Annotated in this window: 25 protein-coding genes; 20 read left to right on the top strand and 5 right to left on the bottom strand. The window is 41.6% G+C overall.

The features are described from left to right. Positions 1-399 carry a S4 domain-containing protein YaaA gene (yaaA, locus tag G7Y32_RS07630; RefSeq protein WP_165212572.1) on the bottom strand — a complete coding sequence of 133 codons (399 nt, stop codon included), beginning with the start codon at positions 397-399 and terminating at the stop codon, positions 1-3. 79 nt (positions 400-478) lie between these two features. On the opposite strand from yaaA, the gene yfmF reads away from it, so the two are divergent. From yfmF to rpsD, 19 genes are all read left to right on the top strand, one after another. Further along, entirely contained in the window at positions 479-1726 is a 1248-nt protein-coding gene (gene yfmF / locus G7Y32_RS07625) for an EF-P 5-aminopentanol modification-associated protein YfmF (RefSeq protein WP_165212570.1), read from the top strand. A 1-nt stretch (position 1727) separates the two neighbouring features. Further along, the gene (yfmH, locus tag G7Y32_RS07620) at positions 1728-2999 is read left to right on the top strand and encodes an EF-P 5-aminopentanol modification-associated protein YfmH (protein ID WP_165212568.1); all 1272 of its coding nucleotides are present in this window, start codon (positions 1728-1730) and stop codon (positions 2997-2999) included. A 60-nt stretch (positions 3000-3059) separates the two neighbouring features. Continuing rightward, on the top strand, positions 3060-3929 hold the full coding sequence (locus G7Y32_RS07615; RefSeq protein WP_165212566.1) for a helix-turn-helix domain-containing protein: 870 nt from the start codon (positions 3060-3062) through the stop codon (positions 3927-3929). 11 nt (positions 3930-3940) lie between these two features. Beyond that, positions 3941-4483 (top strand): CDP-diacylglycerol--glycerol-3-phosphate 3-phosphatidyltransferase, encoded by a 543-nt coding sequence (gene pgsA / locus G7Y32_RS07610; RefSeq protein ID WP_165212564.1) that lies wholly within the window; start codon positions 3941-3943, stop codon positions 4481-4483. Between the two features lie 2 nt (positions 4484-4485). Beyond that, positions 4486-5316, top strand: a complete 831-nt coding sequence (locus G7Y32_RS07605) for an energy-coupling factor ABC transporter ATP-binding protein (RefSeq protein WP_165212562.1) — start codon at positions 4486-4488, stop codon at positions 5314-5316. Then, positions 5292-6131: an energy-coupling factor ABC transporter ATP-binding protein gene (locus tag G7Y32_RS07600; RefSeq protein ID WP_165212560.1), complete on the top strand. Its 840-nt coding sequence runs from the start codon at positions 5292-5294 to the stop codon at positions 6129-6131. Before G7Y32_RS07605 ends, G7Y32_RS07600 begins: the two co-directional genes overlap by 25 nt. Then, positions 6124-6921, top strand: a complete 798-nt coding sequence (locus G7Y32_RS07595) for an energy-coupling factor transporter transmembrane component T family protein (protein WP_165212558.1) — start codon at positions 6124-6126, stop codon at positions 6919-6921. The genes G7Y32_RS07600 and G7Y32_RS07595 overlap by 8 nt, the downstream gene beginning before the upstream one ends. Positions 6922-7058: 137 nt before the next feature. Beyond that, positions 7059-8090 (top strand): aggregation-promoting factor, encoded by a 1032-nt coding sequence (gene apf, locus G7Y32_RS07590; protein WP_165212556.1) that lies wholly within the window; start codon positions 7059-7061, stop codon positions 8088-8090. Positions 8091-8252: 162 nt separating this feature from the next. Further along, the gene (locus tag G7Y32_RS07585) at positions 8253-8873 is read left to right on the top strand and encodes a transglycosylase SLT domain-containing protein (RefSeq protein WP_165212554.1); all 621 of its coding nucleotides are present in this window, start codon (positions 8253-8255) and stop codon (positions 8871-8873) included. Between the two features lie 176 nt (positions 8874-9049). Beyond that, the gene (locus tag G7Y32_RS07580; RefSeq protein WP_165212552.1) at positions 9050-10762 is read left to right on the top strand and encodes a putative glycosyltransferase family protein; all 1713 of its coding nucleotides are present in this window, start codon (positions 9050-9052) and stop codon (positions 10760-10762) included. A gap of 216 nt (positions 10763-10978) precedes the next feature. Continuing rightward, positions 10979-12100: a tRNA 2-thiouridine(34) synthase MnmA gene (gene mnmA, locus G7Y32_RS07575; RefSeq protein WP_165212550.1), complete on the top strand. Its 1122-nt coding sequence runs from the start codon at positions 10979-10981 to the stop codon at positions 12098-12100. 28 nt (positions 12101-12128) lie between these two features. Further along, entirely contained in the window at positions 12129-12761 is a 633-nt protein-coding gene (locus tag G7Y32_RS07570; RefSeq protein WP_165212548.1) for an RpiB/LacA/LacB family sugar-phosphate isomerase, read from the top strand. 126 nt (positions 12762-12887) lie between these two features. Then, positions 12888-13616: a hypothetical protein gene (locus tag G7Y32_RS07565; protein WP_165212546.1), complete on the top strand. Its 729-nt coding sequence runs from the start codon at positions 12888-12890 to the stop codon at positions 13614-13616. Beyond that, the gene (gene mnmG / locus G7Y32_RS07560) at positions 13613-15511 is read left to right on the top strand and encodes a tRNA uridine-5-carboxymethylaminomethyl(34) synthesis enzyme MnmG (RefSeq protein WP_165212544.1); all 1899 of its coding nucleotides are present in this window, start codon (positions 13613-13615) and stop codon (positions 15509-15511) included. Before G7Y32_RS07565 ends, mnmG begins: the two co-directional genes overlap by 4 nt. 80 nt (positions 15512-15591) lie before the next feature. Next, complete coding sequence (locus tag G7Y32_RS07555) at positions 15592-17553, top strand: DHH family phosphoesterase (protein WP_165212542.1); 1962 nt, start codon at positions 15592-15594, stop codon at positions 17551-17553. Between the two features lies 1 nt (position 17554). Beyond that, on the top strand, positions 17555-18007 hold the full coding sequence (gene rplI, locus G7Y32_RS07550; protein WP_004226792.1) for a 50S ribosomal protein L9: 453 nt from the start codon (positions 17555-17557) through the stop codon (positions 18005-18007). A 157-nt stretch (positions 18008-18164) separates the two neighbouring features. Then, positions 18165-19523, top strand: coding sequence for a replicative DNA helicase (gene dnaB / locus G7Y32_RS07545; RefSeq protein WP_004229557.1), 1359 nt, complete (start codon positions 18165-18167; stop codon positions 19521-19523). A 7-nt stretch (positions 19524-19530) separates the two neighbouring features. After that, the gene (locus tag G7Y32_RS07540; RefSeq protein WP_004225762.1) at positions 19531-19803 is read left to right on the top strand and encodes a Veg family protein; all 273 of its coding nucleotides are present in this window, start codon (positions 19531-19533) and stop codon (positions 19801-19803) included. A 398-nt stretch (positions 19804-20201) separates the two neighbouring features. Further along, positions 20202-20813: a 30S ribosomal protein S4 gene (rpsD, locus tag G7Y32_RS07535; RefSeq protein ID WP_004225730.1), complete on the top strand. Its 612-nt coding sequence runs from the start codon at positions 20202-20204 to the stop codon at positions 20811-20813. Positions 20814-20922: 109 nt separating this feature from the next. On the opposite strand, the gene G7Y32_RS07530 is transcribed toward rpsD, so the two are convergent. Continuing rightward, positions 20923-21465: a TetR/AcrR family transcriptional regulator gene (locus tag G7Y32_RS07530; RefSeq protein ID WP_004226562.1), complete on the bottom strand. Its 543-nt coding sequence runs from the start codon at positions 21463-21465 to the stop codon at positions 20923-20925. A 130-nt stretch (positions 21466-21595) separates the two neighbouring features. On the opposite strand from G7Y32_RS07530, the gene G7Y32_RS07525 reads away from it, so the two are divergent. Further along, positions 21596-24031 (top strand): YhgE/Pip family protein, encoded by a 2436-nt coding sequence (locus tag G7Y32_RS07525; RefSeq protein WP_165212540.1) that lies wholly within the window; start codon positions 21596-21598, stop codon positions 24029-24031. Positions 24032-24087: 56 nt separating this feature from the next. Here the strand turns inward: G7Y32_RS07525 and G7Y32_RS07520 are convergent, their stop codons facing one another. Genes G7Y32_RS07520 through G7Y32_RS07510 form a run of 3 tightly spaced genes read right to left on the bottom strand, consistent with a single transcriptional unit; the run spans position 24088 to position 25854 of the window. Continuing rightward, positions 24088-24966, bottom strand: coding sequence for a DUF4097 family beta strand repeat-containing protein (locus tag G7Y32_RS07520; RefSeq protein ID WP_165212538.1), 879 nt, complete (start codon positions 24964-24966; stop codon positions 24088-24090). Continuing rightward, entirely contained in the window at positions 24963-25541 is a 579-nt protein-coding gene (locus G7Y32_RS07515; RefSeq protein WP_165212536.1) for a DUF1700 domain-containing protein, read from the bottom strand. Before G7Y32_RS07515 ends, G7Y32_RS07520 begins: the two co-directional genes overlap by 4 nt. Continuing rightward, a complete protein-coding gene (locus G7Y32_RS07510) occupies positions 25528-25854 on the bottom strand; it encodes a PadR family transcriptional regulator (RefSeq protein WP_165212534.1) in 327 nt (108 codons plus the stop codon). Before G7Y32_RS07510 ends, G7Y32_RS07515 begins: the two co-directional genes overlap by 14 nt. Between the last annotated feature and the right edge of the window lie 102 nt (positions 25855-25956).

Raw genomic sequence — 25956 nt, 5'->3', positions numbered from 1 at the left:
TTAGGTACCAGGGAAGCGAACAGGCTTACGAACAGACTTTTTAGAGTTCCCTTTTGCTGACTGATTGCCTTTGGAATTTCCTTGTTTCTGTTTCTTAGCCGTTTTCTGATTCATTTTTTTGACCAAGGCAGCAACTCTTTCTTTTTCAGCCTCATCCTCTTGGTGTTGAGCGAGTTCCTCAGGACTGGGTTGAACCAAATTGATGATTAAATTTTGTTCAGGCAGACTGATGTTATCACCGATCCGCAATTTTTTGCCTCGTCTTTTTTCATCTTGGCCGTTAAATAGGACAATGTTCTCTGCCAAAAAAAACTTAGCAGCTCCACCGCTTCTGATGATCCGTAAATCTTTTAGCAAAGCTTGTAGAGTAATAAAGTCCTCAAACAGTTTGTAATCCATGGTTTCCTCGACTTTCTAATGAGAATATTATAGCATAAAATGATATAATTTAAGACAATAACTGACCCGAGGAGAGTCCATGAAAATTGTTGAGGGTGTCAATCTACACCTGATAAAGACTGAAAAATTTAAAACCAATCGCATCACGCTTCGCTTCACAAGTGAACATTTAGAAAAAACAGTAGCTAAGAGAGTTTTAGTTGCCCAAATGTTGGCCACTGCCAATGCTCACTATCCCACTTCACAAAAATTACGTAAAGCCTTGGCCAAGCTTTATGGAACTAGTTTGTCAACTAGAGTGTCAACCAAAGGAAAGGCTCATATCATTGATATAGATCTTGAATTTATTAATCCAGCCTATCTTAATGAAGAGACCTTTCAACATGAAATTTTTGACATGCTTTATACTATTCTTTACAAGCCTTTAATCACTTTGGAGCAATTTCAATCTAAGATTTTCGATGTAGAAAAGGCCAATTTGATATCCTATCTTGAAGCTGACAAAGAAGACTCTTTCTATATCAGTGAGTTAGGGCTTTACGATTTATTTTATCAAGATGAGAATTTAAAAATTTCCAAGTATGCTAGAGTAGATCTGGTGGAACAAGAAAACTCTTTTACAGCTTATCAAGAATTTCAAAGAATGCTCAAAGAGGATCAGATAGATATTTTTCTCTTTGGAAATTTTGAGGCTTCTTCCGCCCTAGAGGAAATCAATCGTTTTCCCTTCCAAGCAAGAAAGCTTTACAACCTTGTCAACTATAGTCAAGAGCATCTTAATATCACAAAAGAAAAAATTGACCGACGCTTTGATCATCAGTCAATTTTACAGCTAGGCTATCTTTTACCTGTGACTTACGGTCAAGTTGATTTTCCAGTTGCCCAAGTCTTAAACGGTATACTAGGAGGTTTTGCCCACTCCCGTCTCTTTACAGAAGTGAGGGAAAAAGAAGGATTAGCTTATTCAATTTCCAGTCAAATTCATCCTTATACAGGTTTACTACAAGTTTACGCTGGTATTGATAAGAGCCACCGAGAAAAAACTCTCAGATTGATAAATAAAGAGTGGCACAATTTGAAAACAGGCCGCTTTTCTGGTCAACTTTTACGAGAAACCAAGCAGCTTCTGCTTAACAATTTTTATCTGGCAGAAGATTGGCCAAAAGCTTTAATTGAGAGAACTTATAATAAAAAATATCTTGTCAAAACGGATGAGACTTTTTCTAACTGGCCTGATAAAATTAATGCGGTCAATAAAGGTGATATTATGCATCTAGCCAGAAAGATTCATTTACAGGCCGTTTACTACCTAGAAGGAAAAAAGTAAGATGCTGGAAAAAATTGACTATCCTACTATCAAAGAAACATTGTATGCCACTAAACTCGAAAATGACATGAATATCTATCTTCTGCCAAAATCAGACTTTCAAGAGATGGCTGCCCTACTTCAGGTAAATTTTGGTGCCATTGACGAGCAGCTGTCAAAGAGTGACAACAGGTCTAAGGAGTACCCTGCCGGACTTGCTCATTTTTTAGAGCATAAACTTTTTGAAATGGATCATGATCAAGATGCTAGTCTGAAATTTTCTGAATTGGGAGCCGATAGTAATGCTTTTACCAGTTTTGAAAGGACAGTTTTTTATTTTACCAGTCTGGGTGAAAATCAGAAAGCTTTACAACTTTTACAAAGTTTTGTCAGGACAATCAATGTTGATAAAAAATCACTTGAGCGAGAAAAAGAGATTATTGTCCAAGAGATTGACATGTACCTTGACAGCCCTGACTACCAACTTTACAGTGGTATTTTAGCAAATTTGTATCCTAATACTAAATTTTCTCAAGATATTGCTGGCAGTCGAGAAAGCTTAAATGAAATCACCTTAGAACAGCTTAAGGACAGTCATAAAAGCTACTATCAATCATCTAATATGTCCCTTTTTTTAGTTGGAAGTTTTAAGCTTGAGTCAGCTCTTGACATCATCAAGAAGTCTCAAGAAAACTTTACTACTAAGTTGACAAAGGTTGACAAAATTCCATTAAACTTGACAAAACCTATCAAGCGGAGTTCCATTAATTTAGATGTTGCAAAACCTAAATTAGCACTTGGTTTTCGTTTACCAGAAGAAAATGGCTCCTTACTTAAACGAAAGTTATCTTTGCGACTATTCTTTTCTCTCCTTTTCGGGTGGACCAGTCAAACGTATCAAAATTGGTACGACCAAGGGTTGCTAGATGATTCCTTTGATATCGATATTGAAGTCTCTTCGCGTTTTCAATTTGTCATTTTGAGCATGGATACCATGGAACCCATTAAACTGGCTAATAATATCAAATCAGTTTTAAAGGCTTTCTCCACCTCCACTGACTTTAATCAGGAACATTTGGACTTGCTCAAACGAGAGGCATACGGGGAATTTATGAGAAGCTTAGACGACATTGAAGAACTTGCCAATCAGCTAGCGGCTTATCAAACAAAGGAAGAATCCTATTTGGATTTACCTGAAATTTTATCTTCAATCCAGCTGCCAGATCTTGAACAGCTTGGTAAAAAACTACTTAAGAAAATGGTGACTTCTGAGTTTACAATCTTTCCAACCTAATTATAAAATTGAGCTGAAATCTGCTATAATAGAGGGTAATTATTATCTCGAGGTGTTACTATGAAAAAAACGAGCGTTGGTGAGTATCTTCATGATACTCGTCTCGCCAAAGATTTAAAGGTTGAGCAGGTGTCGATGGATTTGAACATTCCTATGCAGTATATCACTGTGATGGAGCTCAATCAGTTTCAATTTCTCGTCGAGGAGAAGCTAAAGCCTTATCTCCAAGCTTATGGAGATTATCTTGGTCTAGATAGCGATTTTTTGTTGGAAGGTTACCAAAATCCAGATTTTCAAATTGAAATTGAGGGTGAGCATGAGGAACTAGATCAAGTCACAGATGAAGAAAGTCCAAATCCTAAAACAGTTGAACCTTTTACCAAGTGGTCTCGTTCGGACCGTTTTGAATACCTAGAAAATCCAAAACGTCGTCTGCCCTTGGTTCTTATGTCTCTTTTGACTGTCTTGATTATTGGATTGATAGGATTTGCCATCTATGCTCAAGTTAGTGATGAGATTAGACAAGAAGCCCAGCCAAGCTCCTCTCTTGATCGAGAAACCAGTCAACTAGCTAATCAGGAAACCACTCCATCTTCTAGTGATAGTGACAATAAACTGACGGCTAAGGTCAGAGGTTCCAGTATGTCCGTAAAATTAACTGATAAAACTGATCAGGTTACAATTGAAATCACTCAGGATTCAGATCAGGAAAATCTTATCTCAGTAACTAATTCTGATATGAGTAAAAAAGGCTTCATCCTGAACAGCACAACTAAGAATGCAACAGCAACTCTAATATCAGGTGTTGACAAATCTGTTATTACTCTAGCTAGTATCGATAATGTCAGTGTAAAAATCAATGGTGAAAATCTGGATCTTTCAGGTTTAACCAAAGATAGTACAAGTTATATCACCCTAACCGTCAAGTAAAGGAAGTTACCATGACAAAAAAAGAAAACATCCCCAATCTTTTAACCCTTATCCGTATCTTCATGATTCCCGTCTTCTTGATTTTGACCTCTATTTCAAATGACATCAAGTGGCATATTGTTGCAGCAATCGTCTTTGCAGTTGCCAGCTTTACAGACTATTTAGATGGTTATTTGGCTCGCAAATGGAAGGTTGTCACCAATTTTGGTAAATTTGCTGATCCTCTAGCTGATAAAATGTTAGTTATGTCAGCTTTCATCATGTTAGTTGGAGTAAAGATGGCTCCTGCTTGGGTTGCAGCTATTATCATCTGTCGAGAGTTAGCCGTTACAGGTTTGCGCTTGCTCTTGGTCGAAAATGGTGGGACTGTTTTAGCCGCAGCTATGCCAGGTAAAATCAAGACAGTTACTCAAATGTTCTCCATCATCTTTCTTCTCTGCCACCTCTACTGGCCAGGAACCATCCTGCTCTACATCGCTCTCTTCTTTACCATCTATTCAGGCTATGATTATTTCAAGGGGGCAGGTTACCTCTTTAAAGACACTTTTAAATAATTATGACAGAAATCATCTCAGTTGATAAGTTAAATTTTAAATATCAAGAGGACTATGTCCTCAAAGATGTAACGTTTCACGTGAAACAAGGCGAATGGCTGTCTATCGTTGGTCACAACGGTTCAGGAAAATCAACGGTTGTTCGTCTGATTGATGGACTGTTAGAAGCAGAGTCCGGCCAAATCAAGATTGCTGGTCAGGTTTTGACCGAAAATAATGTCTGGGACCTGCGTCGCCAAATTGGCATGGTTTTCCAAAATCCAGACAATCAATTTGTCGGTGCGACTGTAGCTGATGATGTAGCTTTTGGTCTGGAAAATCAAGGTCTGCCCTACGAAGAGATGAAAGTTCGTGTTCGGGAGGCTCTGGATTTGGTCGGCATGTCTGACTTTGCTGAGCGAGAACCAGCTCGTCTTTCAGGTGGTCAGAAACAAAGAGTTGCCATCGCCGGTATCGTTGCTATGCGACCAGCCATTCTGATTCTGGATGAAGCTACCAGCATGCTGGACCCCGAAGGACGTTTGGAACTGATGGCAACGATTCAGACAGTTCGAAACCAGTATGCTATGACGGTTATTTCCATTACCCACGATTTGGATGAGGTTGCCATGAGCGATCGAGTTTTGGTCATGAAGGATGGTCAAGTAGAATCCAGTTCAATACCAGAACAATTACTAGGTCGAGGGGATGATCTGTGGGACCTAGGTTTGGATATTCCCTTCACCTCGCAGCTTATTAGGGCCTTGAAAGATAATCAGATTGCTCTCAGCAAGCCCTATTTGGATGAAACTGAACTAGGAGATGAACTATGGGCATTAGTCTCAAACAAGTAAGTTTTACCTATCAAGCGGGAACGCCATTTGAAGGGCGTGCCCTTTTTGATATTAGTTTAGAAATTCTGGATGGCTCTTACACGGCCTTTATCGGCCATACTGGAAGTGGCAAGTCAACCATCATGCAGCTGCTAAATGGTCTCAACCTACCCACCCAAGGAACTGTGACAGTTGATGATTTAGTGATTAATCCAGATTCTAAAAATAAAGAAATCAAGTCAGTTCGCCAAAAGGTCGGTATGGTTTTTCAATTCCCAGAAAGTCAACTTTTTGAAGAAACCGTCCTTAGAGATGTAGCTTTCGGTCCGCAAAACTTCGGTGTTCCTAGGGACAAGGCAGAAAAAATTGCTCGAGAAAAACTAGCCTTAGTTGGATTAACACCAGACCTTTTTGAAAAAAATCCCTTTGATTTATCTGGTGGACAAATGCGACGGGTTGCCATCGCTGGTATTTTGGCTATGGAGCCAAAAATCTTAGTCTTAGATGAACCAACAGCTGGACTTGATCCCAAAGGACGGCGAGAACTGATGGAGCTTTTCGCCCAACTCCACCAGCAGGGTCAAACGATTGTCTTGGTCACCCATCTTATGGATGATGTGGCCAACTATGCTGATCAGGTTTATGTTTTAGAAAAAGGGCATCTGGTAGCTTCCGGTCAACCAAGAGATGTCTTCCAAAAGGTTGAGTTTTTGGAAAGCAAACAACTAGGTGTGCCAAAAATTACCAAGTTTGCTCAAAACTTACGGGAACATGGTCTAACGATGGACCGCCTGCCTATTACTATTGATGAATTTGTGGAGGATCTGCATGGATAAATTAATCTTAGGGCGCTATGTACCAGGGTCTTCTCTCATTCATCGCCTAGACCCCCGCAGTAAACTAATAGCCATGTTTCTCTTTATTGTAATCGTTTTTTGGGCCAATAACCTTGTTACCAACCTTCTGCTGGCTGGTTTCACTCTCTTTTTAATTTTACTGTCTCAAGTGAAACTATCCTTCTTTCTCAACGGTCTCAAGTCCATGTTCGCGATTATCCTCTTTACGACAGCCTTTCAAATATTTTTTAACCACAAAGGCAGTTTGCTCTGGCAATTTTGGTTTTTAACAATAACGGACTATGGTCTTGGTCAGGCAGCTTTGATTTTTATGCGTTTTGTCCTAATTATCTGTTTTTCAACTCTGTTGACTCTGACGACGACGCCCTTGAGTCTAGCTGATGCTGTTGAATCCTTGCTCAAGCCCCTTAAACCGCTCAAGGTTCCGGTTCACGAAATCGGTCTGATGCTGTCTCTGAGTCTGCGTTTTGTCCCAACTTTAATGGATGATACGACTCGAATTATGAAGGCTCAGCGAGCCCGAGGCGTTGATTTTGGCCAAGGAAATCTTATCCAAAAAGTTAAATCCATTGTCCCCCTCCTAATTCCGTTATTCGCCTCTAGCTTTAAGCGGGCGGATGCCTTAGCCATTGCCATGGAGGCGCGTGGCTATCGAGGGGGTGATGGGCGGACCAAGTATCGCCGACTAAATTGGGCACTTGCAGATAGTTTTGCTCTGCTTTCCTTATTAATTTTGGGTCTAGCCCTCTTCTTTCTTAAAGCCCCCTAAAGCGTCTAGTCTTAGACGTTTTTTCTTTATAGAGATTAAAAATATCTGTAATATTTTTAATCTAAGACTAAAGGGAGAGTAATAATAAAAGTGTATGATATATAACATACCATCTCAGAAAGGGAACATATTTCTATATGTCTAAAAAATCAGTTTTAAAAGATATACGTTATTCTAAAAAGTTGGCTTTAGCAGGTTTGTCAGCAGCGGCAGCTTTCGGTGCAACAACAGTTGCGCATGTCGTTCACGCTGAGACTTATACTGTTCAAGCAGGAGATACCCTCTCAGAAATTGCTGAAAGTCACAACACAACTGTTGATAATTTAGCACAAACCAACAATATTTCTAATCCAGATTTTATTTTTGCTGGTCAAACTATTGAAATTGGGGGTTCAGTATCAAATCTTGGTGCTGCCCAAGCTGTTCAAGATGATGTCAATACTGTTGACCAAGCAGTAGCAAGTGCTGAAGAAGTTCCAGCCCAACCTCAAGAAGACTTTGATACTTCTGCAACAAGTGAGGCAGTGGTGACTGACTATAGTCAAGATACCGCAGCGACTAGCGAAGTTCCTGTTCAAGAAGAGGCTGTTTCTGTTGCAGCGAGTGAAGCGCCTCAAGCAGAGGAAGAAGCTCCTGTTCAAGAGGATACAGCAACACAAGCTCCTGCTACAAGCAGCGAAGCTCCCGCACAGGACCAAGCTCCTACTGATCAAGCAACGGCAACAACTGATACAACAAGTGAAGCCCCAACTTCTGAAGAAACTGGCCAAACAGCAAGTTCTGAAGAAGCTCAGGCGCCACAAGATGCTAATGCCGTTGTTTCAGAAGAGACAGCAAGTAGTGAGGCTCCTCAAGAAGATACCGCTCCTGCAAGTGAAGCTCCTGAAACAGCCCCAGCTCCAGAATCTGCTCCTGCTCCAACGGGATATTCTTCAAACCTCAGTGCAGCAGATGCAGCAGCTAAGGAAGAGATCGCTCAACGTGAATCTGGTGGTAGCTATACAGCAGAGAATGGTTCTTATTACGGCCGCTACCAATTGACCAGGGACTATTTGAACAATGACCTTTCCGAAGAAAACCAAGAAAAGACGGCAGATGATTATGTCAATGGCCGCTATGGTTCATGGTCAGCAGCCCTTGATTACTGGAATGCTAACGGCTGGTACTAAGTAAAAGCATTGATTAACGATAAGATGAAGCTCGAAATGTTGAATTTTCGGGCTTTTTCACTTAAATTAAAATAAATTGTAATATTTTTAATAGTAAAACAATTAGTTAGTAATAATACTAAGTTAGAATATTGGAGTAAGTTAATTGAAAAGGAGTACGGCATGCCTAAGAGAAGAGTTGAAAAAACTTCTGATAAATTATTTATCATTACAATTTTGACAACTGTAGCAGCTTTAGTCTTTGGATTTATTTCAGAGCACACCAAAATCTCAGTGTCAGAATCATCATTTGCAGAAGAATTATCGTCGACATCAGACAGTAAAAATGAGGGAGCAGCAGTTCAAGCTACTGAAACAGTGGCTTCAACAGCAACAGCTCCAACAGAAGCCTCAACCCCTCAGTCGGAAGGAATGGATTCAACGTCCGAGCAAGTTCAGCCAGAAGTGGTAGCTAGTAAGGCAAATGTAGCTCCAGCAACAGCTACCCAAGCAGCTAGCACGGCCAGCCCTAGCAATTATTCTCTCGGTAATGGTAATACGGCAGGTGCGGTTGGCTCAGATGCCGCAGCTCAAATGGCTGCAGCGACTGGAGTGAGTCAAGCAACTTGGGAATACATCATTGCTCGGGAATCTAATGGGAATCCAAACGTTGCTAATGGTTCAGGTGCCTCAGGTCTTTTCCAAACCATGCCAGGTTGGGGTTCAACAGCCACTGTCCAAGACCAAGTTAACGCTGCAATAAATGCTTACAATGCTCAAGGCATGTCTGCCTGGGGTATGTAATATATAAATCTTCACCTCAAAGCCAATCTCTATCATGAGACTGGCTTTTTTTTATTAAAATAAGTTGATAAGCTGCTTTGGTTTCTTGAAAGTTTTCAATCCTAAATTCAGGCAATTCACTTTTTTGTGCTATACTTGAGCTAGGTTTATGAAAAAAGTTACGAGGATTTTATGATATGAAAAGAGACTATTGGTTAAAAATAAGGCCCTTTCTTTTGCTTGCCTTATTTTCTTTTCTTTTATTGCTTCCCCAGTGGGTGACTAAAGGGATTATTTTTGGATCAGATTCCATTTTTCATTACAATCGCTTCTATGAAGCTGCTATGCAGATTAAGCATTGGAATTTTTCTTACTTCATTTCGATTTATGGCTTTCAACAATCTGGTCGGATTGTTAATGCAGTCTACGGCCCTTTTTTTGCTTATTTTCAAGGCTTGCTAGTCCTTATCGGTCGCACTTGGTTTGGCTACCAGCTCGTGTCCCGTTTTATACTGGGACTTATTGCCGGCCTGTCTATGTACGCCCTGCTTAAGGCAGCCAAGATTAAAGAAGAAATCTCTCTTCCTATTGCCCTACTTTATGTGACGACCTTCTCAATCCAATACTGGACTATTAGACAAGGTTTCAGCAGCTGGGGAGCAGCCGTCATGCCTTTTTGTTTCATCCCTGCTATCAGATTTACCTTTTATAAAGAAGTTCACCCCCTACAGCTAGCTTTTGCCATCAGTCTGATTTTTCAAATTCATCTGCTGAGCACACTCTTTTTAGTAATCATGTATATTCCCTTCTTTGTTTATGGTTTTTTTCAAAGCAAGAAAAAAATGAAAATTATGATACAGGGTCTTATATCAACGGGATTAACTCTTCTTTTAACAGCTAACGTTTGGGTTGCCTTACTGTTTTTAAAAAAGGATAATCAGTTATTAGATCCTTTCATCAATGATTTAATGAATAACAATGCTATTAATACAGGTTCGACTTATTGGATTACAGCTCCTTATTCTTTGGTTCTTTTTCTTATCGGGCAAGTAGGCTATGTTCTTTTTCGTTGGTGCAGTATGGCCAACTGGAAACGAATTTTGCACTCAGTCTATCTCCTGTTTATCCTCCTTTCGACCAGTATTATTCCTTGGAATTGGCTGGTTAATCATGGTGTAAAGTTTGCTCAGTTAATCCAATTTCCTTTTCGCTTCTTTATTCCGGCTACAATTTTATTGCTTTTGATTGGCGGTATGACTCTCAATCACTTTGTCAAGTGGCGTAAACCGATCAGCTGGATCTTAGTTGTCTTGGCCTTTGCTGGAGGTTTGCAGGCTATTGACGGAGCTTATCAAAAAGCACATAAAGCCGAGACAGAGCAACATGTTTTAGAGCCTACAAGGCATGTTCATTTAGTAGGGACTTACGAAGAGGAATATCAGGCTGTTTTTGATAAAGATCTGGCTGACCTTCTTGGAAAAATTAGAAAATCAACACCTGACTACCTCCCAATTTACAGTTCGACTAAGGGTTACAATGCCTATGATTACTATGCTGAAAAGGTTATTTTCAAATCTGGCTTTACAAAAACTGTCAATAATGATGGCAGTTTGACCATAACATGGACTTCCAATGGTGGCCAGACTGAGTTGCCAGTAACAGTTTATAAGAAGACCAGCCTGCTTTTAAATAACAAGGCCTTGACCCCAAAAGATTATAGTCTATCAGCCTTTGGAATTCCAACGGTAGCAGACCACAAGGGTGTCAATAAGTTGACAGTTAACTTTACAGTTCCCACTTACTTTACGGTGGTCCTTTGGTTAACTATTTTTAGCTGGTTAGGCTTAGCTGTTTTCTGGCTCTACCACAAAACTCGCAGGCGTAGTTTCCAAGTTTTGCTTTCTGATTAAATCATGTTATAATCTTTTACGGTGTTAGCCTTGCTAACGCCGTTTTTCACTGTCGACCTTCAAATCGATTGTTGAATAACTAGACCCTTCAAGTCTATGTTAACCAAGAAATAGTGGCTAAATTTAGGTCACTATTTCCAATTGAGCAGGGGCTAAAAACAGCTGTATTTTAGCCTTTTTAGTCCTGAGCATCTTATATTTGATGGGAGATTATCTATGACGGATAATGCTAAAACACGTGTCGTCGTTGGGATGAGTGGCGGTGTTGATTCATCAGTAACAGCCCTCTTGCTCAAACAGCAGGGCTATGATGTCATCGGCGTCTTCATGAAAAACTGGGACGACACGGATGAGTTCGGTGTCTGCACAGCGACTGAAGATTATAAGGACGTCGCAGCAGTTGCAGACCAGATTGGAATCCCCTACTACTCTGTCAACTTTGAGAAAGAGTACTGGGATCGTGTTTTTGAATACTTCTTGGCCGAGTACCGTGCCGGACGTACGCCAAATCCAGATGTCATGTGCAACAAGGAAATCAAGTTCAAAGCTTTCCTTGATTACGCTATGAGTCTGGGCGCTGACTACGTGGCAACTGGGCACTATGCCCAAGTTAGCCGTGACCAAGACGGCACTGTCCACATGCTGCGTGGGGCTGACAACAATAAGGATCAAACCTATTTCCTCAGCCAGCTCTCACAGGAGCAGCTGCAAAAGGTCATGTTCCCTCTGGGGCATCTTGAAAAGCCTGAAGTGCGCTGTATTGCCGAAGCAGCTGGTCTAGCGACCGCTAAAAAGAAAGACTCGACCGGTATCTGTTTCATCGGTGAAAAGAACTTCAAAGAGTTCTTAGGAAACTACCTACCAGCGCAACCCGGTCGCATGATGACCGTTGATGGTCGTGATATGGGTGAGCATGCCGGTCTTATGTACTACACCATTGGCCAGCGCGGCGGTCTGGGAATCGGCGGCCAGCACGGCGGTGACAATGCCCCTTGGTTCGTTGTCGGCAAGGACTTATCACAAAATATCCTCTATGTCGGCCAAGGTTTCTACCATGAGTCCCTCATGTCAACCTCTTTACAGGCTAGTCAAGTTCACTTCACCCGTGATATGCCTGAGGAATTCAGCTTTGAATGCACAGCCAAATTCCGCTACCGTCAACCAGACAGTAAAGTAACTGTCAAGGTGTCAGGCGACAAGGCAGAGGTCATCTTTGATGAGCCTCAGCGTGCCATCACACCAGGACAAGCTGTTGTCTTCTACGATGGTGACGAATGCCTTGGTGGTGGTATCATTGATATGGCCTATAAAGATGAGAAGGCTTGCCAGTATATTTAGTTGACACTGTTGTAAAGGTATTTAAGAAATGAAAGTTGGAGTTATTCAAGCTAGTACACGAGTTGATGTCAATGATTTGCTTTATCAAGCGGTTATCAAAGCGACTCAACAAAAACATGATGTTTTTAATCTTGGTATCTTTCCGAACGAAACCGTCAATTATTCCTATGTTGAAGTGGCTATCATGATTAGCCTGCTGATTGAAACAGGGAGCTTAGATTTTGTGGTTTCAGGATGCTCGTCTGGACAAGGAATGATGATGGCTTGCAATAGCCTACCAGGCTTGCGAGCTGGTTTTATCCAAACCCCTCAAGACGCCTATCTTTTTGGTAGAATCAATAATGGCAATGTTGCCTCCTTATCACTAGGACTAAACTTTGGCTGGTCTGCCGAATTAAATTTGCAGTATACCTTAGATAAGCTGTTTGACGGAGAGTTTGGAATAGGTTATCCACCTCAAGATGCTAGTCGTAAGCGGGAAGAAGCTGATTTGTTATTGCAGCTGAATAGCCTGACGAAAAAATCTTTTTTGGACATTATTGATCAGATCAATCCTGTCCTCCTTCATAAGGTTTTAGCAAGGCAGGACTTTTACCAATTTCTTCAAGAAAATGGAGTAAATCAAACCTTATTAGACTATCTACAAGCATTTCGAGATTGAAATGATTTTCATTTTTTGATAAACTAATCCCAACAATAATCATGATGGTCAAAGCTCATGAGAATTGTGCGTTTTTTGACGTACAGTTTTCGAGAGTTTTGGCTATTTTTGTATGGAGGAAGGGAAATGAGCAAGGTCGTTGAGAGACTATTGAAGATTATTTCTGATATGGAAAAGGAAGACAGGAAAGCAGAAGCCGAAAAGAACAACATAGATTACACAAAAGAGTTTCGTAGATATTGTGTTATAGCTACCATAATATTGATATGGTATATTACTTTTGTATATGGTTTATTTTCTTATAACGGCTATATTATATTATTTGGGATAATTGGGATAATCGTAACTTTTATTGTGTTGTATTCCCAATCCAAAGATCTAAGAAAAACAAACAATGAATATACATCAAGTGAAGCACATATGAAACGTGCTAAAAGGATTCCAGAGAAAATAGATATTGAAATGACAAGAGAAAATATTGATCTTCTCTTGTCAGAATTATTCCAAGTTGAAAATCAAAGAAAAGAAACGAGAAATTGGTTACTTTCGACAATTGGTAAACTGGTTGTGATAGTTCTCTTAAGTCCTAGTATTGCTTTTCTTACAGCTGTAATAACTCATTCAAAAGTAAATGAAAAAATGATACAAATCTACATTTTGGTCTTAATTGCTATGTTTGTAGCTGCACTAGGTGTGGTTTATTTCGCAACTCCTTTTTTATTTGGAGATCCCTTATTTGGGAAAAGATATAAATTATGGAATTTAGAAAGGTACTTAAAAACTCTCAGATATTACACTAGCACAAACACAAACATCAACTCTCTAAGAGGAAAAGTAAGGAGAAGATACAAATGACACACATATTTGCAGAAGAATTTGACGTTATCGTGGTCGGGGCTGGGCATGCTGGTGTTGAAGCTAGCTTGGCTGCCAGCCGGATGGGCTGTAAGACCTTGCTGGCTACCATCAACCTTGAGATGCTGGCCTTTATGCCCTGCAATCCGTCCATCGGCGGCTCTGCCAAGGGGATCGTGGTGCGTGAGATCGATGCGCTGGGCGGTGAGATGGGCAAGAACATCGACAAGACCTACATCCAAATGAAGATGCTCAATACCGGTAAGGGTCCAGCGGTTCGTGCCCTGCGTGCCCAGGCTGATAAGGCTCTCTATGTGCGTGAGATGAAACACACCGTTGAGCAGCAGGAAAACTTAACCCTGCGCCAAAGCATGATCGATGATATCTTGATCGAAGATGGTAAGGTTATCGGTGTTGTCACAGCAACTGGGATCAAGTACGGTGCCAAAGCTGTCGTAGTAACGACTGGGACTGCCCTGCGTGGGGAAATCATCCTCGGTGACCTCAAGTATTCATCAGGTCCCAATAACAGCCTAGCCTCTGTAACTCTGGCGGATAACCTTAAAAAACTAGGGCTTGAAATTGGGCGTTTCAAAACAGGAACCCCGCCACGTGTCAAGGCTTCAACGATCAACTACGATGAAACAGAAATCCAGCCCGGCGATACCACGCCCAACCACTTCTCCTTTTTATCAAAAGATGAGGATTACCTGCAGGATCAGGTCCCTTGCTGGCTGACCTATACCAACCAGTCCAGCCATGACATCATCAATAAAAACCTCCATCGTGCACCCATGTTTTCAGGTGTCGTCAAGGGGGTTGGACCACGCTACTGCCCATCGATCGAGGACAAGATTGTCCGCTTTTCGGATAAGGATCGCCATCAACTCTTCCTGGAACCAGAAGGGCGTGACACAGAAGAAGTTTACGTCCAAGGCCTGTCAACGAGTCTGCCTGAGGACGTTCAAAGAGAGCTGCTACGCTCCATCAAAGGCCTCGAAAAGGCAGAGATGATGCGCACAGGCTATGCTATCGAATACGATATTGTCCTGCCCCACCAGCTGCGGGCTACTCTTGAAACCAAGCTGATCTCTGGTCTCTTTACAGCAGGTCAAACCAATGGCACTTCAGGTTATGAGGAAGCAGCCGGTCAAGGCTTAGTGGCTGGAATCAATGCAGCTCTCAAGGTGCAAGGCAAGCCTGAGCTTATTCTTAAGCGCAGCGATGCCTATATTGGTGTTATGATTGATGACTTGGTGACAAAAGGAACCCTGGAGCCTTACCGCCTTCTCACTTCTCGTGCCGAGTACCGCCTCATTTTGCGCCATGACAATGCTGATATGCGCTTAACTCCAATCGGTCGTCAAGTCGGTCTGGTTGATGAAGAGCGTTGGCTCAGCTTCGAGATCAAGAAAGCCCAGTTTGACAATGAGATGGCACGTCTGTCAACTATCAAGCTAAAACCTGTCAAAGACACTAATCAGCAGGTTGAAGCTATGGGCTTTAAGCCCTTGACAGATGCAGTAACAGCCAAAGAGTTTATGCGGCGGCCAGAGGTCAGCTACACAGATGTTGTCAAATTCATCGGACCAGCTGCGGAAGATCTCAGTCCCAAAGTGATCGAACTACTCGAAACCGAAATCAAGTATGAAGGCTACATCAACAAGGCTTTGGATCAAGTAGCCAAGATGAAGCGTATGGAAGAAAAGAAAATTCCCGCTAACATTGACTGGGACGACATTGACTCCATCGCCACCGAAGCCCGCCAAAAATTCAAAAAGATCAATCCTGAAACCATCGGCCAAGCCAGTCGGATCTCAGGCGTCAATCCAGCTGATATTTCTATTCTCATGGTTTATTTAGAGGGAAATCAAAAGGCCAGCCGTAAATCCTAACCCCCTTGTTTTAATAGCTAAAAGAGACCTAGGATTTTAGGGCCTCTTATGATATAATAAGGAGATTAAGAGGTTTAATAATGAGAAAAATTCGTTTAGAGACCATCCATCTTGTGATGATTGGCTTAATTTTCTTTGGAATTCTAGCCATCTGTGTCAGGACCATGAGCTCGCAAACAGCTCTCCTTCTGGCTATTTTTGTCGTCCTAGTAGCTATGGTCGGTTTGCTGTATTACCAAAAGCAGGCCTATGAATTATCAGAATTGGAACAGATCGAGCGGCTCAATGATCAAACGGAGCTCAGTCTCAAGTCTCTTCTTGATAAGATGCCTGTTGGAGTGGTACAATTTGACCCTGAAACGGATGATATCGGCTGGTTCAATCCCTATGCAGAGTTGATTTTTACTAATGATGAAGGGGAGTTCAATGTCGATCTTTTGCGAACAACAATCCAGGAGCAAAAGGCTGGTTCCGCCAACCATCGTATCCAAGTCAATGACCATATCTATGTGGTCAATATTGATCTATCCGCCGGTCTCTTTTACTTCTTCGATTCTGTAGGAACAGAGGCAGGCTTTGACAGTTCTCTAAAGCGTCCGGTTATCGGGGTTATTTCTGTTGACAACTACGATGATATCACAACCAACCTATCTGATACCGATGTGGCCCAAATCAATAGTTTTATTGCTAATTTTATTTCTAATTTTGCTGGGCAGCATCAGATTTACTACCGTCGGGTCAGCATGGATCGCTTCTATTTTTTCAGTGATTACAAGGTATTAGCAGCCTTGATTGATGACAAGTTTACGGTTCTGGAAAGTTTCCGCAATGAAGCTAGAAATTTGGAACTGCCTTTGACCCTCAGTATGGGAATTTCCTTTGGGGAAGACAACCATCAACAAATTGGTCAGGCAGCTCTGCAGAACCTCAACATTGCCCTGATGCGGGGCGGTGATCAGGCTGTTATTAAGGAGACAGATGAGCATAAGAAGGCTCTCTACTTTGGTGGCGGAACTGCTTCAACAGTCAAACGGTCCAGAACGCGGACTCGAGCCATGATGACTGCTATCTCTGATCGCATAAAGAGTGCTGAACAGGTTTTTGTTGTCGGCCATAGCCGCTTGGATATGGATGCCTTGGGTGCTTCAGTTGGGATGCAACATTTTGCAGCTAATATCCTAGAAAACAGTTTTGCGGTTTATGATGAGCAAGATATGAACACCGATATTGCTCGAGCTGTTAAACGTTTACAAGAAGAAGGGAAAACGACTCTAGTCACTCTTGATCAAGCTTTAGTACAAGCAAGTGACAATGACCTCTTGATTATGGTGGATCACTCCAAATTGGGTCTGACCCTGTCAAGAGAGCTTTACGATAAGTTTACAGAAGTTATTGTAGTTGACCACCATCGGCGAGATGAAGATTTTCCTGACAAGGCCATTCTAACCTTTATCGAAAGTGGAGCCAGCTCTGCTAGTGAATTGGTGACCGAGTTGCTTCAATTCCAAAATGGCCGAGATCCCCTGTCTAAGATTCAAGCTAGTCTTCTGATGGCTGGGATCATGCTGGATACCAAGAATTTTTCAACTCGGGTTACCAATCGAACCTTTGATGTGGCTAGTTACCTGAGAACCATGGGTAGCGACAGTACGGAAATTCAAAAAATTTCAGCAACTGACTTTGATGACTATCGTCAAGTTAATGAACTCATCTTGACAGGTCAATCCTACGGTGGCAATATGATCATTGCCTGTGGACCAGAGGATCAAGCTTACAGCAACATCATTGCAAGTAAGGCGGCTGACACCCTTCTGTCAATGGCTAATATCGAAGCTAGCTTTGTCATTGCTAAAAACTCTTCTGGTCAAACTGCCGTTTCGGCTCGCAGTCGTGATAAAATCAACGTTCAACGGATTATGGAAGAAATGGGTGGCGGCGGTCACTTTAATTTAGCGGCTTGTCAACTAGATGACAAGACTGTCAAGCAAACGTATTATGAGTTAACAGATATTATTGACCAAATTCTTGAGGAGGAAACCTAAGATGAAAGTTATTTTTCTAGCAGATGTTAAAGGTAAAGGAAAAAAGGGCGAAATCAAGGAAGTCCCAACAGGCTATGCTCAAAATTTCCTTTTGAAAAAGCAGCTGGCCAAGGAAGCAACCCGACAAGCTATCAATGAGCTCAAGGGTAAGCAAAAATCAGAAGCCAAAGCAGCTGCTGAAATTTTAGCAGAAGCTAAGGCTGTTAAGGCGCAATTAGCCAAAGAAGAAACTCGGGTTCAATTCAGCGAAAAAGTTGGTCCAGATGGTCGGACCTTCGGCTCTATCACAGCTAAAAAAATCGCCGAAGAGCTACACAAGCAATTTGGTATCACGATTGATAAGCGTTCTATTGAAATGGATCATCCTATTCGAGCGATTGGTTTGATTGAGGTTCCTGTCAAGCTTCACAAGGAGGTTGAGGGACAAATCAAGTTAAAAATTGACCAAGCCTAGTTGACAGATTTGTCAACTGCCTGTTAAGTAAGTTTCCTATCGCAAGAAATTCACTCTGGGACTTGTAATGTGATTGAGAAAATGCTCAATCATCATTTTATAACGACGAGTCCTTGGTTCAGTAGTTGAGACCATTCTTAGCAAGGAGGTAAGACGTATGCCAGAAGCTCAGGAGTTGCGGGTCCAACCGCAAGATTTGCTTGCTGAGCAAGCTGTCTTGGGCTCTATTTTTATTAGTCCAGATAAGCTGATTTCTGTTCGGGAATATATTGAGCCTGAAGATTTCTATAAATATTCACACAGGGTTATCTTCAACGCTATGATAACGCTAAACGACCGCAATGATGCCATTGATGCTACGACTGTTCGGGCTATCCTAGATAGCCAAGACGACTTACAAAATATCGGCGGTCTTGCCTATTTGGTCGAGTTGGTCAACAGTGTACCAACCAGTGCCAATGCCGAGTATTATGCTAAAATTGTGGCTGAAAAGGCCATGCTTCGCAATATCATAAACCGCTTGACCGAGACAGTCAATGAAGCTTATGATGGCTCAATTGAGTCAGATGATATTATTGCCCACGCTGAAAAGGCTCTGGTCGATATCAATGAGCGCTCCAGCAACAGTGGTTTCCGTAAAATTTCTGATGTCCTCAAGGAAAATTATGAGGCCCTAGAAGAACGCTCGCAACAGACTTCCGAAATAACTGGTCTACCGACTGGTTTTCGTGATTTGGATAAGATTACGACTGGTCTTCATCCTGATCAACTAGTCATCTTGGCGGCTCGTCCTGCAGTTGGTAAGACTGCCTTTGTCCTCAATATTGCCCAGAATGTCGGTACCAAGCAAAATGCCCCTGTTGCCATCTTCTCGCTAGAAATGGGTGCAGATAGTCTGGTTAATCGGATGTTAGCAGCCGAAGGCTTAGTTGATTCTCACAACCTGCGAACGGGTCAGCTGACCGATCAAGATTGGCAAAATCTGACTTTGGCTCAAGGAACCTTGGCTGATGCCCCGATTTATATTGATGACACTCCTGGGATTAAGGTTACAGAAATCCGAGCTCGCTCCAGAAAACTGGCGCAGGAGCTTGGCGGCCTTGGCCTGATTGTTATTGACTACCTCCAGCTGATTACAGGAACTCGATCAGAAAATCGTCAACAAGAAGTCTCTGATATTTCCCGTCAGCTCAAGATTTTGGCTAAGGAGCTAAAAGTCCCTGTTATTGCCCTTAGTCAGCTCTCACGTGGTGTTGAACAAAGGCAGGACAAGCGTCCAGTTCTCTCAGATATTCGTGAATCTGGTTCCATTGAGCAGGATGCCGACATTGTTGCTTTCCTTTATCGCGATGACTATTATGAGCGAGGGGACAAGGAAGACGGTGACCAGCTTGAGGATAATACCATCGAAGTTATTTTAGAGAAAAACAGGGCTGGAGCTCGGGGAACGGTTAAACTGATTTTCCAAAAGGAATACAACAAATTTTCATCCATTGCGCAATTTGAAGAAAGGTAAAAATTAAATGAGTGATGCATTTGCAGATGTTGCTAAAATGAAAAAAATCAAAGAAGATGTCAAAAATCATGAGGGCCAAGAGGTCGAAATGACTCTGGATCATGGTCGTAAACGGGAAAAAACTAAGGTTGGTCGCCTAATTGAAGTTTATCCCTCTCTCTTTATTGTTGAGTACAGCGACCACGCCAGTCAACCTGGAGAAATCAGCAACACTTACGTAGAATCCTACACCTATTCAGACATTTTGACCCAAAAGAGTTTAATTCGCTATTTTGACTAGAAAAAGAAAGGCTTCGCTGCCTTTTTTCTTTTCTTCAATTTTTTCATAGTCTCTTATATCCCCCCTTGACACATCTTGACAAGTTTGTAAAGGAAGTGCTTCTAACCCTAGTTTTTTCGTTTAGGTCAGTAAAGATAAATCAGGTTTCTGGACCTTTGAAATTAATTTGCCTCGTTTAATCCAAGTTAATACTTGATTTACAGGACTTTAGTGCTTTACAAGACCCCATTTATATGGTAGACTATTCTTTGTGTGAAATAGCAGCAGGGCAAAATAAAGCTCGTCAACAGATGTTCTGAAAAACCAGTAACCTTGGCTGTTTAGGCGAAGGGCATCTGCACGAATTAGGTTTACCCAAGACGTTATTTCCTCATAAATTTTTAGAGGAGGACATTTTTATGTCACGTTATACAGGTCCATCTTGGAAACAATCACGCCGCCTTGGCTTGTCGCTTACAGGGACAGGTAAAGAATTGGCACGTCGTAACTACGTACCAGGACAACACGGTCCAAACAACCGTTCAAAGCTTTCTGAATACGGTTTACAATTGGCTGAAAAGCAAAAATTGCGCTTTACTTACGGTTTAGGTGAAAAACAATTCCGTAACTTGTTTGTACAAGCGACTAAGATCAAAGAAGGAACACTTGGTTACAACTTCATGCTTCTTTTGGAGCGTCGTTTGGATAATGTGGTTTACCGCCTCGGTTTGGCGACAACCCGTCGTCAAGCACGTCAGTTCGTTAACCACGGACACATTCTTGTTGATGGAAAACGCGTTGATATCCCATCCTTCCGTGTAGAGCCAGGACAAGTGATCTCAGTTCGTGAAAAATCAGCTAAGGTTCCAGCAATCTTGGAAGCAGTTGAAGCAACTGTTGGCCGTCCAGCTTTTGTATCATTTGATGAAGAAAAGCTTGAAGGTTCATTGACTCGTTTGCCAGAACGCGACGAAATCAACCCAGAAATCAATGAAGCCCTTGTCGTTGAATTCTATAACAAGATGCTTTAATTTTATCAGTAAGAATAAAGGCTTTTGGATCTTTTCCAAAAGCCTTTTCTTGTGGAGAAAATTAGGCCCAGTCCCAGAGACAAGAGCCTTCTGCTATAAATCAAATTCATTAATCAAGGCTGGGAAGCAAGTTCATTAAGAGTTTGGTGATTTGTCTAGGACTCTCCTTTTTGCCCCTAGTAATCCAAATTTGGTAAACGCCAAACATAGCATGACTGATAAATACACTATTGTAGAGCTTTTCTAGCGCAGTTCGCTGAGGAGTCAGATCACTGTTATAGAAATCTGCTGAAATCATACGCTGCAGGTGATTGCGGATAAAGTTTTGAATTTCCTTGGTGCCGTTTTGGGTAATTAGGGTGGCAAAGAGAGACTCTCTGTCTAAAAATTCAAAAATTTCTAGAAGAGTAGCTTCGATATCCATGTGATTTTTATCAAAGACGTATTCTAGCTTGTTAAAAATAGCTTGCTGGTACTGATCAATCATGTCGTACTTATCTTTATAGTGAGTATAAAAGCTTGAACGGCTAATACCAGCCGTTTTAGCCAGTTGACTGGTAGTAATTTCATCAAAATCTTTCTCAATTAATAGCTCGACCATGGCCTTTTCTAAAGCCTGGCGCGTGCGTGTTTTTCGACTGTCTTTTGTCATCGCATCTCCTTTTGAACAATATTATACAAGGTGTCTAAAATAAAGGGTTAGAACCTTGAAAAAATACTTCTTACTTGTATAATATATTGTATCAAAAATATAGACAATCCGTCTAAAAAAGAGGGAGAAAATGTTAGAAGAAGTCAAAGCTATTCTAAAAAAACCTACACTCTGGGTAACAATTTTTGGAGTATCATTGGTCCCTATGCTCTATAATATTATCTTTTTGAGCTCCATGTGGGATCCTTATGGGAATGTCAACCACCTACCCGTTGCTGTTGTTAATCAAGACAAAACAGCTGAGCTAAATGGTAAAGACCTGACCATTGGAAAAAATATGGTCCGCAATATGGCTGAAAATGATAGTCTTGATTACCATTTTACCTCAAAAGACGGTGCCAATAGAGGATTGAGGCACGGTGATTATTACATGGTTGTGACTCTGCCAAAAGATCTTTCGCAGAATGCCGCCAGTTTGCTGACAAACCATCCCAAAAAGTTGCAGATTAATTACCAAACAACCAAGGGAAGAAGCTTTGTTGCTTCTAAAATGAGTGATTCGGCTATGTCCAAGTTAGAGGCCAGTGTCTCTAACTCTCTGACCCAAACTTATACACAGGCGGTCTTTCAAGGTATGTCCAAGTTGAAAGATGGGATGGGCCAAGCTGCTGATGGCAGCAGTGCCCTAGCGACCGGTGCGGATACTGCTAAGTCTGGTAGTCAGACTCTTGGCGACAGTCTCAACTTGCTATCAACTTCGACCCAAGCCTTAGCTTCTGGTGCTGGTAGTCTGAATACAGGCCTGCAAGCTTATGCCAGCGGTGTAGATCAGCTCTCGTCTGGCCTTAACCTCATGAATGCCAACATGGGAACATTGGTAGATAGGGTATCTGCTCTTTCTTCTGGAGCAAATTCTGCTCAACCTCTAATAACAGGGGCTAATCAGCTCTCAACTGGCCTCAGTCAATTAGCTAGCAATACTAGCCTGACATCCGATCAAAAGACCCAGATTGACCAATTGGTCGCTGCTCTTCCTGCTCTCAATTCAGCTATTCAAAATCTGAATCAAGCAGTCAATTCTGAGGGAAGCACAGGAATGAGTGGAGTCCCAACGACTAGCACGACAACAACCAGTGGGCCAGATTTATCTGGAGTAGAGGCTAGTCTGGCCAGTATTGAGTCTCAACTGCAATCTTTATCTGGCACAGGAACGAGTACGACAACCGCGGACACCTCTGGTCAATTAGCAGCAGTTCAATCAACTTCAGCTTATCAATCCTTGACGCCAGAGCAGCAGGCGGAAATTTCTAATGCTGTTACTAATAATGCCCCACAAACAAGCAGCAGTTCTGTTGATGTTAGCAGTCTGATTGCCACGGTTCAAAGCTTGGAAGCAACGCTGGCGAATGCTGGAACTGATACTAGTACGACAACTACAACCAGCTCATCCCCCTCAACGTCAACGAGCCCTGATTTATCTAGTTTACAAACCAATATCAGTAGTCTAGCTGCGCAGGCTAATCTTGTCTTACCAGGAGCTGCCAGTAGTCTATCCAGTCTGGAATCAGGTTTGACAACTGTTAATACAACGCTTAATCAACAAGTCCTACCAGGAAGTCAGCAGGTAGCTGGCGGTATTGGGACCATGCAAAGTCAGTTATCCAGTGGTTCTTCCCAACTCTTGACAGGTGTGTCAACTTTGAGTAATGCTACCTCCACCTTAGCTAACGGAGCTGGTCAACTGTCCAGCAAGTCTGGTCAACTTACCAATGGCTCTAGTCAATTGGCCTCAGGGACTAACCAATTATCATCAGGAGCTGACCAATTGGCCCAAGGTGGTGCAGCCTTGACAACAGGCTTGTCGACTTTGTCAAGTGGCGCCGATACTCTATCTCAATCTTTAGCTAAAGCCAAGGACCAGTTGAATGTAGTTTCCGTAAAACCAACGAATGCTAAGGCAGTAGCTCAGCCTTTAAGCATAAAACATAGCGATAAGGATAATGTTGCAACCAATGGTGTCGGTATGGCTCCCTATATGATGTCAGTAGCTCTGATGGTTGTTGCTTTATCCAGTAATGTTATTTTTGCCAAGGCTCTTTCTGGTAATGAACCCAGAACCCGCTTTGCCTGGGCTAAAAACAAGCTCTTGATTAACGGCCTAATTGCTACGGTATCAGCTACTATTCTTTTCTTTGCAGTTCAGGTTATTGGGGTCCATCCTAATTATTCTGGAAAAACCTATCTGGTAACCCTTTTTACTGCTTGGGCCTTGATGGCTGTTGTGACAGCTCTAGTCGGTTGGCATCAACGCTATGGAGCCTTCGCCAGTCTGATTTTACTGCTTTTACAACTGGGTTCCAGTGCAGGGACTTATCCAATTGAGCTCAGTCCAAAATTCTTTAAAGTCATTCAGCCTTATTTACCTATGTCCTATTCAGTGTTAGGGTTACGTAAAACGATATCCCTAACTGGAGATGTGGGGCAAGAGCTTGGTATGTTGTTAGCCTTCATACTTGGAGCAATACTTTTGGGTCTACTAATCTATCGTCAGCAAGATGATCGTTAAATGTAATAAAAAGCTAGCTTGACAGAACCGTCAAGCTAGCTTTTTTTATGTGTCGTTTATTCAAGCGTGATACTGCCGGTGTCGGCCTTTAAATCAAGAAAATTATCTCTTGAGTGTATGAGTTTGTCACTAACATCGACACTACCTGTATCAGCGTGACTAGATACTGTCAAATGATAATCTTTAAGGCTAAGATCAATGCTGCCAGTATCAGCGGAAATCTGATTGTCTTTTTTGAAGGTTAATTGTTGGCCAGCCAGACTGCCAGTATCAACAGAAACTTTACTTGAAATTAGTGTGACAGTATCCAGATCAATACTGCCAGTATCGTTAGTAAGAGTCAAATCAGACAGTTGTGAGTTAGAAATATCAGCGTTCCCCGTATCGATATCTACCTGTCCGGCTAAAATTTTAGAATTTTTGACTGTGAGATTCCCCGTATCAACATTAGCATCAAGACGATTAACCGTAAGGCCATCTAGTTTAAGGCCATTAATTGAAGATTTACTTTTAAGAGTAGAAATTGTTTGCCCTTTGGGAAGAGAGATAACAATGGTATTCAAGTTTTTCGTTTTAGCATCAGCTAGCTGAGCTAAAATAGATAGATTTATAAAGTGAGCCAACCCCTTTGAGCTTTGCTTCACACTTAACTTCTTATCAGTAACATTAAAGTCGACTTTTTCCTTTTTGTTAGTGTAGTAGGAGATACTTGCTTCCTTATCTGTTGTTGATTTGACAAGAATGTCATAGTAATCACCTTCTAGATCAATGTGATCAAACGGGTCTAATTTCTTCTTCACATGGCTAACTTTGCCATGATTTTTATACTGGATAGCATCTAAACCGCCACTGAGTTGTCCAATATAAGCCAATACGGCCCCGGAAAGAATTAAACTAATTCCAGAAATCAATATTATTTTTTTCCACTTTTTCATGACCTTTTTCCTTTCTTATTTGCCCACCGAACTAGGCCAACCGTACCACGACCAAGCCATTTAGAAGCCTCGCTAGTTGCTAAAATAAGGAGACAGGCAAAGCCAACGAAAAGCATTCCTATTCCGATACCAATCAGGGAACCAGCCCAGGTTGAACCGAGATAGGTTAGTCCATCAATAAAAATAGCAATACCTGAAATAGCTCCAGCAATACCCAGCATAAAAAAGATAAAAATCATGGCGACGCCTGTTGCAAGAATGGTAAAGACCACGGCTAAGAGAGCCCAACTAAAAGGATTAAGAAGACAGGCAAGGATAGCTATCCAAATCAAGGCTAGACGTGATTTAGAACTAGCATGATCACGGTCACGGTCCGATTTCTCGTCTAAGATATTGTGAATAATATCTTTAGCAGCTTCCTTGGGACTGCCCAGTTCTTGGATAACTTGTGCCTCATTTGAGGGGCCTGCTTCGTCAAAATACTCTGTGAAATAATCCATGGCTTCTTGATAATCTTGATGGGGCAACTTTCTTAGATACTTATCCAGTTGCTGTAAATAGTCATTTTTTGTCATGTCTGATTCTCCCTTCGATAATGCCGTCGATGGTTGAGATATGCTTCTGCCATTCCTCTTTTCGCAGGGCTAATTGTGTCAGCCCCGCTGGTGTGATGGAATAATATTTACGCCGTCTTCCCTGATATTCTTGACTGTAGGTTGTCAGATAGCCTGCTTTTTCCAACCGTTTGAGAATGGGATAGAGGGTTGATTCCTTAATATTAGCGATGATTTTGATAGTTTGACTAATCTCATAACCATAGGAGTCCCCTTTCTCAATAATAGTTAGAATCAAAAATTCAATGAGGATGGATGATACCGGAAAATACATAGGCACCTCCTTAAATATATATTATTTTTATATATTAAGCATAAAATAATTATTAGACCTTGTCAATAAAAATATATAAATTTTTTATATAATTTTGAAAAA

It is taken from the genome of Streptococcus tangpeifui (assembly GCF_011038795.1).
Lineage (GTDB): Bacteria > Bacillota > Bacilli > Lactobacillales > Streptococcaceae > Streptococcus > Streptococcus tangpeifui.
This window is presented reverse-complemented; position numbering and strand designations above follow the sequence as displayed.

What these genes read in the sequence shown, in the direction of transcription:
- G7Y32_RS07605 (WP_165212562.1), top strand. Translation starts at nt 4,486, where the DNA reads ATGACAGAAATCATCTCAGTTGATAAGTTAAATTTTAAATATCAAGAG.
- G7Y32_RS07555 (WP_165212542.1), top strand. Translation starts at nt 15,592, where the DNA reads ATGAGAAAAATTCGTTTAGAGACCATCCATCTTGTGATGATTGGCTTA.
- apf (WP_165212556.1), top strand. Translation starts at nt 7,059, where the DNA reads ATGTCTAAAAAATCAGTTTTAAAAGATATACGTTATTCTAAAAAGTTG.
- yfmF (WP_165212570.1), top strand. Translation starts at nt 479, where the DNA reads ATGAAAATTGTTGAGGGTGTCAATCTACACCTGATAAAGACTGAAAAA.
- yaaA (WP_165212572.1), bottom strand. Translation starts at nt 399, where the DNA reads ATGGATTACAAACTGTTTGAGGACTTTATTACTCTACAAGCTTTGCTA.
- yfmH (WP_165212568.1), top strand. Translation starts at nt 1,728, where the DNA reads ATGCTGGAAAAAATTGACTATCCTACTATCAAAGAAACATTGTATGCC.
- G7Y32_RS07595 (WP_165212558.1), top strand. Translation starts at nt 6,124, where the DNA reads ATGGATAAATTAATCTTAGGGCGCTATGTACCAGGGTCTTCTCTCATT.
- mnmG (WP_165212544.1), top strand. Translation starts at nt 13,613, where the DNA reads ATGACACACATATTTGCAGAAGAATTTGACGTTATCGTGGTCGGGGCT.
- G7Y32_RS07570 (WP_165212548.1), top strand. Translation starts at nt 12,129, where the DNA reads ATGAAAGTTGGAGTTATTCAAGCTAGTACACGAGTTGATGTCAATGAT.
- G7Y32_RS07580 (WP_165212552.1), top strand. Translation starts at nt 9,050, where the DNA reads ATGAAAAGAGACTATTGGTTAAAAATAAGGCCCTTTCTTTTGCTTGCC.
- mnmA (WP_165212550.1), top strand. Translation starts at nt 10,979, where the DNA reads ATGACGGATAATGCTAAAACACGTGTCGTCGTTGGGATGAGTGGCGGT.
- G7Y32_RS07510 (WP_165212534.1), bottom strand. Translation starts at nt 25,854, where the DNA reads ATGTATTTTCCGGTATCATCCATCCTCATTGAATTTTTGATTCTAACT.
- G7Y32_RS07525 (WP_165212540.1), top strand. Translation starts at nt 21,596, where the DNA reads ATGTTAGAAGAAGTCAAAGCTATTCTAAAAAAACCTACACTCTGGGTA.
- G7Y32_RS07520 (WP_165212538.1), bottom strand. Translation starts at nt 24,966, where the DNA reads ATGAAAAAGTGGAAAAAAATAATATTGATTTCTGGAATTAGTTTAATT.
- G7Y32_RS07600 (WP_165212560.1), top strand. Translation starts at nt 5,292, where the DNA reads ATGGGCATTAGTCTCAAACAAGTAAGTTTTACCTATCAAGCGGGAACG.
- G7Y32_RS07585 (WP_165212554.1), top strand. Translation starts at nt 8,253, where the DNA reads ATGCCTAAGAGAAGAGTTGAAAAAACTTCTGATAAATTATTTATCATT.
- rpsD (WP_004225730.1), top strand. Translation starts at nt 20,202, where the DNA reads ATGTCACGTTATACAGGTCCATCTTGGAAACAATCACGCCGCCTTGGC.
- rplI (WP_004226792.1), top strand. Translation starts at nt 17,555, where the DNA reads ATGAAAGTTATTTTTCTAGCAGATGTTAAAGGTAAAGGAAAAAAGGGC.
- pgsA (WP_165212564.1), top strand. Translation starts at nt 3,941, where the DNA reads ATGACAAAAAAAGAAAACATCCCCAATCTTTTAACCCTTATCCGTATC.
- dnaB (WP_004229557.1), top strand. Translation starts at nt 18,165, where the DNA reads ATGCCAGAAGCTCAGGAGTTGCGGGTCCAACCGCAAGATTTGCTTGCT.
- G7Y32_RS07565 (WP_165212546.1), top strand. Translation starts at nt 12,888, where the DNA reads ATGAGCAAGGTCGTTGAGAGACTATTGAAGATTATTTCTGATATGGAA.
- G7Y32_RS07540 (WP_004225762.1), top strand. Translation starts at nt 19,531, where the DNA reads ATGAGTGATGCATTTGCAGATGTTGCTAAAATGAAAAAAATCAAAGAA.
- G7Y32_RS07530 (WP_004226562.1), bottom strand. Translation starts at nt 21,465, where the DNA reads ATGACAAAAGACAGTCGAAAAACACGCACGCGCCAGGCTTTAGAAAAG.
- G7Y32_RS07615 (WP_165212566.1), top strand. Translation starts at nt 3,060, where the DNA reads ATGAAAAAAACGAGCGTTGGTGAGTATCTTCATGATACTCGTCTCGCC.
- G7Y32_RS07515 (WP_165212536.1), bottom strand. Translation starts at nt 25,541, where the DNA reads ATGACAAAAAATGACTATTTACAGCAACTGGATAAGTATCTAAGAAAG.